This window comes from Roseivirga echinicomitans (assembly GCF_001592935.1).
GTDB lineage: Bacteria > Bacteroidota > Bacteroidia > Cytophagales > Cyclobacteriaceae > Roseivirga > Roseivirga echinicomitans.
This window is the reverse complement of sequence record NZ_LRDB01000001.1, coordinates 135653-149662: the sequence shown is the minus strand read 5'-3', so window position 1 is coordinate 149662 and position 14010 is coordinate 135653. Positions and strand designations below refer to the sequence as shown.

The 14010-nt window shown below is 40.5% G+C and carries 13 protein-coding genes; 7 read left to right on the top strand and 6 right to left on the bottom strand.

The window, feature by feature from the left end:
• Positions 1–13 precede the first annotated feature (13 nt).
• Genes polX through AWN68_RS00700 form a run of 3 tightly spaced genes read left to right on the top strand, consistent with a single transcriptional unit; the run spans position 14 to position 3001 of the window.
• Positions 14–1726 carry a DNA polymerase/3'-5' exonuclease PolX gene (gene polX, locus AWN68_RS00710; protein ID WP_068410069.1) on the top strand — a complete coding sequence of 571 codons (1713 nt, stop codon included), beginning with the start codon at positions 14–16 and terminating at the stop codon, positions 1724–1726.
• On the top strand, positions 1719–2735 hold the full coding sequence (locus tag AWN68_RS00705; RefSeq protein ID WP_068410066.1) for a glycosyltransferase family 9 protein: 1017 nt from the start codon (positions 1719–1721) through the stop codon (positions 2733–2735). Before polX ends, AWN68_RS00705 begins: the two co-directional genes overlap by 8 nt.
• Complete coding sequence (locus AWN68_RS00700) at positions 2732–3001, top strand: hypothetical protein (RefSeq protein WP_068410063.1); 270 nt, start codon at positions 2732–2734, stop codon at positions 2999–3001. The genes AWN68_RS00705 and AWN68_RS00700 overlap by 4 nt, the downstream gene beginning before the upstream one ends.
• 59 nt (positions 3002–3060) lie before the next feature.
• Here AWN68_RS00700 and AWN68_RS00695 read toward each other — a convergent pair whose 3' ends face one another.
• Together AWN68_RS00695 and AWN68_RS00690 are read right to left on the bottom strand one after the other, a co-directional pair.
• On the bottom strand, positions 3061–3351 hold the full coding sequence (locus tag AWN68_RS00695) for a hypothetical protein (RefSeq protein ID WP_068410060.1): 291 nt from the start codon (positions 3349–3351) through the stop codon (positions 3061–3063).
• A gap of 17 nt (positions 3352–3368) precedes the next feature.
• Positions 3369–4721 carry a PhoH family protein gene (locus AWN68_RS00690; RefSeq protein ID WP_068410057.1) on the bottom strand — a complete coding sequence of 451 codons (1353 nt, stop codon included), beginning with the start codon at positions 4719–4721 and terminating at the stop codon, positions 3369–3371.
• Between the two features lie 193 nt (positions 4722–4914).
• Here AWN68_RS00690 and AWN68_RS00685 point away from each other — a divergent pair, with 193 nt between their 5' ends.
• Positions 4915–6282 carry a Gfo/Idh/MocA family protein gene (locus tag AWN68_RS00685; protein WP_068410054.1) on the top strand — a complete coding sequence of 456 codons (1368 nt, stop codon included), beginning with the start codon at positions 4915–4917 and terminating at the stop codon, positions 6280–6282.
• 188 nt (positions 6283–6470) lie between these two features.
• Complete coding sequence (locus AWN68_RS00680) at positions 6471–7523, top strand: M42 family metallopeptidase (protein ID WP_068410051.1); 1053 nt, start codon at positions 6471–6473, stop codon at positions 7521–7523.
• A 177-nt stretch (positions 7524–7700) separates the two neighbouring features.
• Here AWN68_RS00680 and crcB read toward each other — a convergent pair whose 3' ends face one another.
• The 4 genes from crcB to AWN68_RS00660 are packed head-to-tail and all read right to left on the bottom strand — an operon-like array spanning position 7701 to position 11641.
• Positions 7701–8075 carry a fluoride efflux transporter CrcB gene (gene crcB, locus AWN68_RS00675; protein WP_221405690.1) on the bottom strand — a complete coding sequence of 125 codons (375 nt, stop codon included), beginning with the start codon at positions 8073–8075 and terminating at the stop codon, positions 7701–7703.
• A complete protein-coding gene (locus AWN68_RS00670) occupies positions 8072–8515 on the bottom strand; it encodes a hypothetical protein (protein ID WP_068410048.1) in 444 nt (147 codons plus the stop codon). The genes crcB and AWN68_RS00670 overlap by 4 nt, the downstream gene beginning before the upstream one ends.
• A gap of 3 nt (positions 8516–8518) precedes the next feature.
• Positions 8519–9112: an ACP phosphodiesterase gene (locus AWN68_RS00665; RefSeq protein ID WP_084362709.1), complete on the bottom strand. Its 594-nt coding sequence runs from the start codon at positions 9110–9112 to the stop codon at positions 8519–8521.
• A 51-nt stretch (positions 9113–9163) separates the two neighbouring features.
• Positions 9164–11641 (bottom strand): DUF5916 domain-containing protein, encoded by a 2478-nt coding sequence (locus AWN68_RS00660; RefSeq protein WP_068410041.1) that lies wholly within the window; start codon positions 11639–11641, stop codon positions 9164–9166.
• A gap of 199 nt (positions 11642–11840) precedes the next feature.
• On the opposite strand from AWN68_RS00660, the gene AWN68_RS00655 reads away from it, so the two are divergent.
• Positions 11841–12632 (top strand): class I SAM-dependent methyltransferase, encoded by a 792-nt coding sequence (locus AWN68_RS00655; protein ID WP_221405689.1) that lies wholly within the window; start codon positions 11841–11843, stop codon positions 12630–12632.
• 65 nt (positions 12633–12697) lie between these two features.
• Positions 12698–13987: an amidohydrolase family protein gene (locus tag AWN68_RS00650; protein ID WP_068410038.1), complete on the top strand. Its 1290-nt coding sequence runs from the start codon at positions 12698–12700 to the stop codon at positions 13985–13987.
• Positions 13988–14010: the final 23 nt, after the last annotated feature.

The following is a 14010-nucleotide window of genomic DNA, read 5'->3' as shown; positions in this document are numbered from 1 at the left end:
AAAAATTGCCGCTTTGGACAACAAGACGATCCTTAAACAATTAAAGCTTCAGGCTGCCCTTATGGAGCTGCACGATGAAAATAGTTTCAAGATCAGAGGCTATCAGAATGCCGTGTTCAATCTCGATAAAACCGACCTCGATTTGGGTAGTTTATCCTTGGCTGAACTCGAAAAAATTGATGGCGTAGGAAAAAGTATTGCCACCAATATTAATGAAATCAATCAAAGAGGCATTTCTTCGGCTCTAGAAGAATACCTAAAAAACACGCCAGAAGGCATTGTCGAATTACTCGACATGAAGGGCATTGGCCCAAAAAAAATCAAAGTGCTTTGGAAGGAATTGGGCATCGAAAGTGGCCATGAACTGAAAGAAGCTGCTAATTCTGGTTTGGTGGCCAAGCTGAAAGGCTTTGGTGAAAAAACACAGCAGACCATTATAAATGCCCTAGAATTTAAAGAGGCCAACGCCCATAAACTCCATTTTGCAGAAGCTGAAAAACTGGCGGAAATTGTAATTGCGGAAATGCTAAAAATTACCCCAGACATTAAAATTGAAGTTACCGGTGCCTTGCGAAGAAAGATGGAAGTGATTGAAGTCATCGACCTGATTGTGGCTACCGATGATATCGAAACCATTGAAGATGCCTTGGATGATGCGGAAAACTTTGAGCAGGTCATTGAAGAATCGGGGCCAATTACTTGGCGAGGAACTTATAAGGAACTCAGAATTCCGATTCAACTTTCTTTCTGTGAAAAGGAAGACTTTGTAAAAGAGCAGTTTTTAAGAACGGGCAGCAATCTACACCTTAGCTTAGAGGTGAAAGACAAACTGACCTTAAAAGACATTGTTAGACAGCAAAACTTCGCTTCGGAAAAAGAAATTTATGCCGCGGCCGGTTTGGGTGAAATTGTCCCTGAAATGCGCGAGGGTACTTTCGAAATTGAGGCGGCTAAAAACGGAAAACTGCCTGAGTTGGTAGAAATGAAAGACCTAAAAGGCATTCTGCACAACCACTCTACTTACAGTGACGGAAAGCATAGTCTTGAACAAATGGCGCAACATTGTAAAGATTTAGGCTACGAATACCTCGGTATTTGCGACCACAGTAAATCTGCTTTTTATGCCAACGGGCTTAAGGAAGATCGTGTAATTCAACAACAGGAAGAAATTGACAGGCTCAACGAAAAACTAGCGCCCTTTAAAATTTTCAAAGGCATAGAGTCTGATATTCTTTATGACGGCCAGCTCGACTATACCGATGATGTTTTGGCCAGCTTCGATTTCATTGTGGCTTCCGTGCATTCAGTGTTAAACATGAACATTGAAAAGGCCACGCAGAGACTATTAACGGCCATTGAAAACCCTTATACCACCATTTTAGGTCACCCAACAGGGCGCTTATTACTCAGAAGAGAAGGTTATCCGATTGACCATAAAATGGTAATTGATCATTGTGCAAAACATAATGTGGTGATTGAAATCAATGCTAATCCTTGGCGATTAGATTTGGACTGGCGCTGGGTTCATTATGCTTTGGAACAAGGCGTAAAGTTGGCCATAAATCCCGATGCGCACGAAATGGATGGTTACCAACATATGGTTTATGGCTTGCTGGCCGGACGCAAAGGTGGACTTACGGCCGACATGACATTCAATGCTTTGAGCGCTGAAGAAATCGGAAAATACTTCGCAGAGCGCAAACAAAAAATCGCAGCGAATGTCTAAGCAAAAAATTCTCGTATTGCGGTTTTCGTCCATTGGCGATATTGTGCTCACTACCCCCATTGTGCGAGCGCTAAAAACTCAATTGGATGATGCTGAAATTCACTTCTGCACAAAGGCAAATTTCGCTTCAATTTTAGAAGCCAACCCTTACATTGATAAAGTGCATTTGCTGGAAAAGGATTTAAACCCTCTGATTGCCGAATTGAAGAAAGAGAACTTCGATCACATTGTGGACCTCCACAATAACCTGCGCACCCGCATTATAAAAACCCGTTTGGGCAAACCGAGTAACGCATTCGATAAGCTGAATTGGGAAAAGTGGCTGATCGTTAATTTGAAGGTGAACAAACTCCCGAACGTGCACATTGTAGACCGTTATTTTGAAACCGTAAAACCTTTGGGTGTGAAGAAGGACATGCTCGGCCTTGATTACTTTATTCCTGAAAAGGATGAAGTAGAAAAAGACTGGCTTCCTGAAACGCATCGCAACGGATACATTGCCTTTGCCATTGGTGGCCAGCTCAATACTAAGAAGCTACCCATCGATCGGATGATTGAGCTTTGCGATAAAATCAACAAACCGATTGTAGTTTTAGGCGGAAAAGAAGACGTGGAAATTGGGGAGAGGCTCGAAGACTTCTTCAACCGAAAACATGACAAGGCAGATATGATTTCGCCTTTAGAAGAATTGGGCAAGAAGGCCAATATTTATAATGCTTGCGGAAAATTCAACCTCAATCAATCGGCTTCCATCTTGAAAGGCGCCAGTCATGTTTTCACCCATGATACGGGTTTGATGCACATTGCTTCGGCCTTTAAAAAGAACATTTTTTCTATTTGGGGAAATACCATTCCTGAATTTGGGATGTATCCTTACCAAACAAAATTCACCATTTTAGAAAACAAGAAACTGGATTGCAGGCCTTGTTCCAAAATTGGTTTCGATAAATGTCCAAAAGGCCATTTTAAGTGCATGAACGACATCATCTTTGACTTCTGGATTCCATGAAACACCATCATATTCAACGTACTTCTGTGGCCTTCTTTTTGGCTTCCGCTATTTTAGAAGCTGGAATGAGAACTGATAAAATCACTTCGGAAGATCATTCTTTAATGATGGGTATTTCATTGGGGCTCATCCTTTTTGCTATCGGCATGAATGTGAGTATTGTGAAGAAAATGGGCATCCCAAAGCGCGAAAAGAACATTAGCCAAGCCCTCGGTCTAGTCTATGCGATTTACGTCCTTATTATTTATGTAGTGCTGCCTAGTTAAGAGGCTCTCTCAAGTTTCGAAGGAGACAAGGTAAGGTTTCTCGGGCCTAGAAAACTTATTCAATTCATGATAATATTTTCAAGAACGAGCCCCATAACAATTAATAGAATATCTATGGCGGCCCATCTAAAAGGGGGTAATTTTTTCAAAAATACTTTCGTTCCTAAATAGATACCAATAATACTAATGGCCATATGGATAAATAGCACATAGTCTGGAATCATATACGGAAACCGAGCATTAGTGAAGTGGTATAGGTAATATAAGTCGGCAAATAAGTAGAGCCAATAAATATTAATCACTAGCAGAAGGGTACCAATGATTTTTGGTGCAGTAAAAATTCTCTTCATTCAACTAAGTTATACTATTACAACATCTCATTTGCCAAATTAGCCAACTCAGATCTCTCGCCTTTTTCAAGGGTAATATGCGCATACAGCGGATGATCTTTTACCCTGTCGATCAAATAAGAAAGTCCATTGGATTGCGAGTCTAGGTAAGGCGTATCGATTTGATAGATATCGCCCGTAAATACGATTTTGGTGTTTTCGCCTGCTCGGGTAATAATCGTTTTGATTTCGTGAGGCGTTAGGTTTTGGGCCTCGTCTACAATAAAGAAAATGTTCGATAAACTACGTCCACGGATATAAGCCAAAGGCGTAATCATCAGCTTTTCTTTGGCTACCATATCGGTAATCGCCTTGTACTCTTTATCCGATTCCTTGTATTGGTTTTGAATGAATTTCAGGTTGTCCCAAAGCGGCTCCATGTAAGGGTTCAGCTTTGATTTAATATCGCCAGGCAAATAACCAATGTCTTTATTGCTCAATGGAACAATAGGTCTGGCCAAATAAATCTGCTTGTATTCCCTGCGTTGCTCCAAAGCTCCCGCCAAAGTCAGCAAGGTTTTTCCTGTTCCTGCTACCCCCTGAATGGTCACCAATTTAACATCGGGATTCATAATGGCATCAATGGCAAAAGTTTGTTCTGCATTGCGTGGTTTAATGCCCGAAACAGGTCGTTTATCTACTTTGTGGATACAGTCCTCTTGTGAATTATAACGGGCCAGCACCGAGTTTTTATCACTTTTCAAAATGAAGTATTGATTCGGATGTGCCTTCTTTCTTTTCAGCACTTCCTTGGGGCTAATGGTGCCGTCTTCGTAAAGGTGATTCACCAAATCAGAATCTACCTTTTCGATTTCAATCATTCCTTTCCTCAGCGACTGAACATTTTTTATTTTTCCAGTCTCGTAATCTTCGGCTGCCAAACCCATCGACTTTGCTTTCAACCGAAGGTTAATATCCTTGCTGACCAAAATGACTTTTCGTCCTTTGTTTTCATCGCGCATGCGAAGGGCTGCATTCAGAATCCGGTGGTCATTTTTAGTTTCTCCAAACACCTCGTTGGCATCCAGTTCTCCTTTTCCCGAACCCGCTTCCATGATTACCTTCAGGCTCCCACGGGTTTTCCCGTTGAGGGGAATCCAGTCTTGTAAAGATTTGTCCTGCGCCAGCTTATCGAGTAAACGGGTAAACTCGCGGGCCTCAAAATTCTTGGTGTCATTTCCTTTTTTGAACTGGTCCAATTCTTCCAACACGGTAATGGGAATCCCAATATCGTGTTCCTCGAAATTCATGATGGAGATGTGTTCAAAAAGTATTACGGAAGTATCAAGTACGAAAATTTTCTTCTCACTCAGCGTCTTAGCTCTTGCCATATCGGATTGGTCAATAATTAAGTAGAAAGGTTGATATAAGGTAGTAAAATAATGGTTGAAACTAGCCTGACAGGCTTTATTAATATAGACTTAACATAGGTTTTTGTTTAAATTATTGAAAATGAATGAGTTAAATTTATTGACTACATCATTCAAAAAAATACCTTAATTTGAAGATCAAATCTTTACAACTATGACACCTCCACTTTCCAGAAGAAACTTTATTAGAAACACGGCAACTGTTGGAGCAGCATTGCCTTTCATATCCCCAACAATGCTTTTTTCAAATCAAAAGAGAGCCAAAATCAGAATGGGCTTTATTGGTACTGGCGAAAGGGGCAGAAGCCAATTGACCGTGGCTTTATTAAGAGACGATGTTGAAGTAGTCGCTATTTGTGATGTGGACAATGCGGTTTTGCAAAAAGCCGAAGACATGATTACGAAAAGCGGAGGTAAAAAGCCTGTACGTTTTGGTGGTGATGGGGAGGCCTATCACAAGATGCTTGAAATGGACAATCTAGACGCGGTGTATATTGCGACCCCATGGGTTTGGCACGTGCTAATGGCCGTTGCTGCTATGAAGGCTGGAAAGGCTGTGGCCCTTGAGGTTTCCGGTGCTACCGATATTGAGGAGTGCTGGGATTTGGTGAACGCGCAAGAAGAAACTGGCGTGCCTTTGATGTTTATGGAAAACGTGTGTTACAGAAGAGATGTAATGGCGGTTTTAAACATGGTGCGCGATGACCTCTTTGGTGAAATGGTTCACCTTGAAGGCGGTTATCAGCATGACCTTAGGGCCGTAAAATTGAACGATGGTAAATCTGCCTACGGACAAGGTGTTGAGTTTGGTGAAAACGGATATAGCGAATCAAAATGGAGAACAACGCATTCGGTGCATAGAAATGCAGAGCTTTACCCAACACACGGTTTAGGGCCAGTAGCTACTGCCATTAACCTGAACAGAGGTAACCGAATGGCTTACCTTACCTCGATGAGTTCAAAAAGTAGAGGTTTGCACGATTACGTTGTGAACCATCCAAAGGGTGGGAAAGACCATCCGAACGCCAAAGTAGATTTTAAATTGGGTGATGTGGTCACCACCATGATTAAAACAGTAAACGGTGAAACCATTAACCTTACCCATGATACTAACCTTCCAAGACCTTATTCTTTAGGTTTCCGTTTCCAGGGCACCAAAGGGCTATGGATGGATATCAATAAATCACTTTATGTAGAAGGGCAAGGCAGAGCGCATCAGTGGCAGTCGGACAAAGAGATGATGGAGAAATACGATCATCCGCTTTGGAAAAAGTATGGTGAAAAGGCTTCTGGAGCTGGCCATGGCGGTATGGATTTCTTCGTATTTCATGCTTTTATTGAAGCGCTAAAAAGAGATGCGCCAATGCCAATTGATGTGTATGATGGTGCTGCTTGGATGGCAGTTACTGCGCTTTCAGAACAATCAATCTTGCAAGGTGGTGAACCAGTTCAGTTCCCAGACTTTACGCGTGGTAGATGGATCAATCGTAAACCTATTTTCGCCCTTGACGATAGTTATTAGACGTAATGGCTTTTTTTGATTTAGCATTTGCTACTGACTTACATCTTATTAGACGGTTTTAAAAGGAAGTTACATTTCACAAAGACATAGTAAAAGTCAATTCAATTTATGTTGATTGGTAAAAGAGGTAGCATATTGCTACCTCTTTTTAATTTAGCTTTATATTCGTGCATAAAACTGTATGTCATATGAGCATTAATGTATCCCTTCTAAAGAAAATTTGCGAAGAGGCTGGGGCCCCTGGCTTTGAAAAGAGAGTTCGTGATTTAGTGATTAAAGAAGTTACTCCTTTGGTAGATGAGTTATCTGTAGATAATATGGGTAATGTAATTACTGTAAAAAGAGGAGTGAATAATCCAGAAGGGAAAAAGGCCATGGTGGCTGCTCATATGGATGAAATTGGCTTTATCGTAAGCCATATTGATGATAATGGTTTTGTGCGTTTCCATACCTTGGGTGGTTTCGACCCCAAAACTCTCACTGCTCAAAGGGTAATAATTCATGGTAAAGAGAATGTAATTGGTGTAATGGGTAGCAAACCTATCCACGTAATGTCGGCTGAAGAGCGAACAAAAATTGCCAAGATTTCCGATTACTTTATTGATTTGGGTAGATCGAAGGAAGAAGTAGAAAAGCTGATTTCTATCGGAGACCCGATTACTAGAGAAAGGGAATTGATTGAAATGGGTGATTGCGTCAACTGTAAATCTATTGATAACCGTGTGTCTGTCTTTATTTTGATTGAAGCCTTACGGAACTTGAAAGATCAGCCTTATGATGTTTACGGTGTGTTTACCGTGCAAGAAGAGGTGGGCTTAAGAGGAGCAAATGTTTCTGCTCATACTATCAATCCAGACTTTGGTTTCGGATTAGACACCACTATTGCTTTTGATTTACCAGGAGCACAACCCCACGAAATGATCACAGAATTGGGAAAGGGTACGGCCATCAAAATTATGGATGCTTCAACCATTTGTGATTACCGTATGGTGGAGTTCATGAAACAGACAGCCAATGCCGAGAACATTAAGTGGCAGCCAGAAATTCTCACGGCTGGTGGAACCGATACGGCTGGAGTTCAGCGCATGGGTAAAAATGGAGCTATCTCTGGAGCGGTCTCCATCCCCACAAGACATTTACATCAGGTGATTGAGATGGCCCATAAAGATGATATTCAGGGTTCGATTGACTTATTGATTGCTTGCCTAATGAAGCTCGATACTTATGACTGGAGTCATTAATTAGGCTCTTTTCAAGGCTTCGATTCACATGCCTTTTTGCTTGAAACATCAATCCCTTCGGGATTGAATACTTATAGCTATTTAATAATTTTAGGATATACGACCCCAGAGGGGTCGAATGTTTTTTATGTTCTCTTGGTTATTAATATTTGACCTGAGCATCTGTTTGGCAATTGATTAGCCCCTCGTAAGCTTATAGCCTAAGTAAGCAGCTACCATTCCAACCACAACACTTGCCGCGATATATAATAGTGCTTGAAGAGGTTTGTTTTCAAGCAGAAGGGTGTTGCCTTCGTAAGCTAAGGTGGAAAAAGTGGTGAATCCACCACAGAACCCAGCAATGAGCAATAGATTGATTTGAGGGGAGAATAGTTTTTCTTGGGTGGCCCAGCCCATCAAAAGCCCGATAAGAAGGCAGCCAGCAATGTTGACTATAAAAGTGCCGTAGGGGAATAGGTTGGGGTATTTTGAATGAATGGTGTGCTGAATTACATAGCGTAAGGCACTCCCTACTGCGCCACCTAAAGCAACAATGAGCGCATTTTTTATCATTCCTTCACCTCCTTTTTGGGAGCTTTCTTTTTAATGTACTTGTAAACTTTATCGTATTCGCTGTTCTCTTGATTTGATATTTTGACATAACCCTTGTTCATGAAAACCAACTTTAACTGTTTGTATTCAGTCTTATTAGTATTAATAATGGTTTCTTGCCAAGCACCTAGTTCAGAGATCTCTTGAACTGATTTGAAAAATCGGAAAGGATAGTAAACATGGATTTGGTCGTAGCTAATTTTCAAGACCTTATAATTGAAAATGAGTTTGTAGAGCATAATGGAGCAAACCACCAATAAAAAGCCTAGCAAAATATACCGCCAAGTACCCGATGGTTCTGCTAAAATTTGACGCATAAAGTAGAGTGCCCCTATAACAGAAACAAGAGTGAAAACCGTTAGGGAAAAGATGGTCTTACGTTTGGGTTTTGAAATAATCATGTGCTACGAATTAATCAAATCTTCTCTGAATTCGCTAATGTGTGATTGAATGTCGGGGAAAAATAGTCTGAATTCTTCTTCGAACAGCGAATAATGGCGAGTTAAATCTTGAATGGACTCATCCATTTTAGAATCGAACTTGGTTCTTCTTGATAATCCAGATAGTGCCCTGTGAATCCCTTTTAATTCAGCATAGGCCATTAACCAATTATTTGATACCATGTAGGGTAGCATATGCTGTGCTCTTACAGGCATTTGATCTTGAAAAGCAACCAGTCTTTTAAAATGACTTTCGGAAAATATTCTTAAATCCTCGGAATGAAATTCATTAAAGTTCTTGGCCAAAAAGTGGTCATAGAACATGTCTACAATGACTCCAGAATAATGTCTATACTTATCGGAAAGGCGTTTTTTACTTTGGTTTACCACTTCGTGTGAATCGGTAAAACGATCAATTTCACGATGAAGAAGTACACCCTTGGCAACATCGGGCTCATAATCTTGGTACTGATTTCCCTTCACAAAATCACCCAAAAAATTACCGATGGCTATTTTTGAGTTTGACCCTGAGAGATATAAATGCGCTAAATAATTGATGACCTTTTATAATTAGGTCAGTAAGGTAACGACTGAATGCTTGAATTACAATTAGCCTTTGGTGAAGATGTTTTTAATGTTGAGGTAGTCGATGAAATAAACCATTCGAATGGTGATCGAATCTACGTTTGGCGCTCCAAAAGTATTATTGAAGTTATCCATAAAACGCAATTGCGTATCGTAATCATTTGTTCCAATGCTTCTTTTCCAAATGGCCTTAATTTCAGAGCCAGGGGCGAATTGCCAATTGTACTCCATATCGATGTTGAAGGCATTGTAATTTCTATTATCTACCATTTCACCTGAGTCTATACCATCATAAGTTGTAGCAATCAGCTCATCATCTTCAGTAAGTTCATAAAACTCTTTGTAGTCTACGCGGCTCCAGTAATGTCTGGCCCTAAAGGTAATACCCATTCTGTTGTTAAAGATGTAACTACCATTTAGGGTATTGGTGAAGTTTCTTACTTCTCTTCTTCCAAAAATTACCGACTCCAAATCACCTGTAGTGCTGTTATAAAGCCTTCTTGCATAGCCCCTTTCGTTGTCGCGACTGCTCGCTTCCAAATTATGGCTAATCTCAGCCCTTTCTCCAATTCTAACTCTCGCAGAGATATTCATAGATTTATCTGTCTGGTCCCAGTCAGCTCTTCTGCCAAATCTTAGATTTCCTGATAACCTTACTTGCTTACGACTGTCTGTTCCCACGTTCAGCCTAGTGTTATAGCTACTAGGTTTTTTGAATACGTAACCTGAAACACGTGATTCAAAAAAGTCATTACTAACTCCAGGGCTATTGTTAAATTCAGCACTCAAGCTCCAGAAATTCTCAAGCTGTCCACTAGCGTTTACGCTATACCTCCAAGAGGAAAATTCTTTAGGCTCATAAAGTTGTTCATGGTTTGCATTCAGCCTTACCCTGTAGTTGTTGAATAGACCAACTGGGCTAAACTGATTAAATGAGAAATTTGCTCCATGCTCAATTTGGTTTGACTGACGCAGAAAACCTAAGTCATTAATGTCGTAAGTGTCGCTCTCCACATTTCTATTAATACCGTATTGAAATTGTCCTCTGTTCTTGTTGACTCCAATATTATATTTAATTCCCGCTTTCGTGTTCTTAATCTCATCAGAGTAAGAAGCTACATTACTATAACCAAAAAAGCCCGAAGTACGCCAATTTCTGTTGGCATCGTTGAGTGAGAAATTGAATGCCGTTACATTGGCATCATCTCCATTTTTAGCTCTTGTTACATTGGTGTTCGTTAATGTTACACTGGAGTTATTCTTAAGGTTTTGATCTAGAACTATCACATTAAAGTTAGTAAGCGGATCAGCTTCAATCTCGGTTTTTGCTCCTGTATCCGTATTTTCAACTTCTAAATAAGTGGGTTTCGTAATAGCATTAAAGAATCCAATCCCTAACCCTCCATTTGTTCGGCCTGTGATTTTACTGGCATTAATCAATTGTGCTGCATCTGGTGAATAGGTCACCGATTCGTTATCATTTAATGCTCTAGTACGATTTCCAAAGGTTCCTCCAATTCTTCTGGAATAGAACAAACCAGCTTTGTTAAAGAGCTCAACACCTTCAGTGAAAAAGGCGCGATTCTCATCAAATTTCACTTCAAATGGACTAAGATTGAGTACTTGCCTGTCAGATCTTACTCCACTAAAATCTGGAATAAGGGTCATGTCTAAAGTAAAGGCATCATTGATTCCGTACTTTATATCCATACCACCGTTTAGCCTTGGGTTACTGGTGCCGATTCCGGTGGCACGATTAATTACAGTAGACACATAGGGGTAAAAGAATAATCGGGTGGGTGGCTTTAAGTTACTAAGGTTTTTTACTACTCCTGCTTGATTTAAAAACCCTGGAATTTCAGGGTCTATAGGGCTCCAGTAAGAGTCTTCATTGAGAGACACACTTTTACGAAAAAAGTTAATACCCCAGTCTTGAATGTCTTTTGAAGTAAACCTTAAAACAGCATAAGGTATTTTCATCTCAACAACCCAATAATCATCCTTGACCTGAGCTGAAGATAACCATACTGCATTCCAGCCTGAATCGTTTCTGTAGACGCTCTCATTACCGCCATTTGAATAACGGGTATCATATTGAACACCTGCAACGGTTACAAAAAGCCCCACACCGTTAAGCCCAGCATTGTAAGGGTCAAAACTCACACCGAAGTAGTCTGAATTACCAATGTTATCGCGATTGGTTAAGATGTTGAAAACATCTTCCTTTTTTTCATAAAGTTGCGCAACGATGTATACTGCTTCATCATCATAAAGCATTCTAACCTCTGATTTTCTTGTGGCGGGCATGCCTGGATTTGGGCTGTTTTGAACAAAGTCAGTCACTAATGGAGCGAGACACCATACGTCTTCGTCCATTACACCGTCAATGGTGATTTTCTCATTCGTTCTTACTGCTTCAAACGATTTCCGTTCGTCTTGAGCGTTTGCACTAATCGTCCAAACTAATGCCAGAAGTATGATTGTTAACTTATTGAAGTTCAATGCTTTTTTGTTTGTATGTAATAACAGACAAAGGTGGGTATTGTTGGTAGACTTATAAATTCAAATTATTTACGTACCTCCTTTTTTAGTGTGAATGGTTTTGATACACTAATTCCTGTGTTTAATTCTATATAATTATTGTGCTTTTAAATATTGATATCTGAAAGTATGACTTTTAAAAATGAACCTATAGCAGTGCATGTCAGTAGGTAAAGAAGAATTAGGGGCCACATTTTTTATTGTAGGTAAATTCCGAAGGTTCCACCCTTTCATTTTCTTAATGTACTTTTGCACCATGGATGTTTACGGAAAAGCACTCAATGATTTTCATGCTGGAATAGAAGACCAATCGCTTATGCTAAACACCTCATATGGAGGGTCTGAAGAAATGCCTGTATGGTATTTTTTTAGAGGCTATGAGGAAATGCCAGAAATGGAACAAATGGCGCTGTCCATTGCCGATGGGGATATTTTGGATGTAGGTGCTGGGGCTGGCTGCCATGCCTTGGTGTTACAACAAATGGGTAAGAACATTACGGCCATTGATACCTCCAGTCATGCCGTTGACTTAATGAAAAAGGATGGATTGAAAAATGCCGTTAAAGCCGACTACTTTAAATTCAACCAAAAGAAATATGATACCATAATTCTACTCATGAATGGCATTGGTATGGTGGGCAAACTCAATCGGGTCAAAACCTTTCTGGATCATGCTAAAACCCTCTTAAAGCCAGAAGGGCAGTTGATTTTTGACACTTCAGACATTAAGTATTTATATGAAGGGCAAGACTTACCAACAGACAAATACTATGGCGAAGTAAGTTTTCAATACGAATATCAAGGCGAAAAAGGAGAGTGGTTCGATTGGGTATATATTGATGAAGACACCCTTGCTGATATTGCGGAAGAGTGCGGTTGGTTTTTGTATTACCTCCATAAAGATGATAGCGATCAGTATTTGGTGAGGATGATTCCGAAGGAGTATAAGTAAGCCTTTTGAGCGTTTGAATTCTAGTCACAGAATTGCGTATCTTCCAAAGATAAAAACCTGATCAAATGAAAAGAATACTTACGCTATCACTTTTAGTACTACTCTCATTAGGCCTAAACGCCCAAAAAACAATCATTCATGCTGGTAGATTAATTGACGGAAAATCCGATCAAGTATTGACCTCCATGTCGATTGTGATTGAAGGCAATAAAATTGTTTCTGTAGACCGCGGATATACCAAAGGAGGAAAAGACGATCAGGTAATTGATTTGAAGAATAAAACGGTGATGCCTGGACTGATGGACATGCATGTTCATATTGAGTCGCAAAGCAGCCCTAGTTCGCAGCTCGCTGGATATATAATGAACGAGGCCGACATCGCCTATGATGCACAAGTATATGCCAACAGAACTTTAATGGCTGGATTTACTACCGTAAGAGATTTGGGCGGATCGGGCGTTAATGTGGCGTTGCGCAATGCCATTAACGCAGGAAAAGTAATTGGTCCAAGAATTTATACAGCAGAAAAAACCATAGCCACCACTGGCGGCCATGGCGACCCAACAAACGGAGCGAGTAATCACTTAATGGGCGACCCAGGCCCTTTGGATGGAGTAGTAAACAGCGAAGAAGATGCAAGAAAAGCCGTACGTCAACGCTATAAAAATGGAGCAGATGTAATCAAAATTACTGCTACGGGTGGTGTGCTCTCTGTGGCAAAGGATGGTCAAGGCCCTCAGTTTAAAATGGACGAGCTCAAAGGGATTATTGAGACGGCCAATGAATATGGAATGGTAAGTGCCGCACATGCACACGGTGATGAAGGAATGCGAAGAGCAGTAGAGGCTGGAATTACTTCTATTGAACATGGTACTTTTATGAGCGACCAAACCATGGACCTGATGATTAAAAAAGGAACGTACTATGTGCCGACAATCTCTGCTGGTGAGTTTGTGGTAGAAAAGGCAAAAATACCAGGCTTCTTCCCCGATGTGGTGGTGCCCAAAGCTTTGGAAGTGGGGCCACAGATAAGTGCCACCTTTAGTAAAGCATACAAAAGAGGAGTGAAAATTGCCTTCGGAACAGATGCGGGTGTTTTCCCTCATGGCGATAATGGCAAAGAATTCATTTACATGGTAAAAGCAGGGATGAAACCTATGGAAGTCATCAAAGCGGCTACCATGACTGCATCACAATTGTTAAGAATCGAGAGCCAGTACGGTTCAATTGAATCGGGGAAAATGGCGGATATTATTGCTGTTGAGGGTGATCCTATTCAAGATGTTTCTACGATGACGGACGTTAAGTTCGTAATGAAAGACGGGAAGGTTTATAAGAAGCAAGTCACTCGTTAGATAGAATTTTCATGGATGCTGGA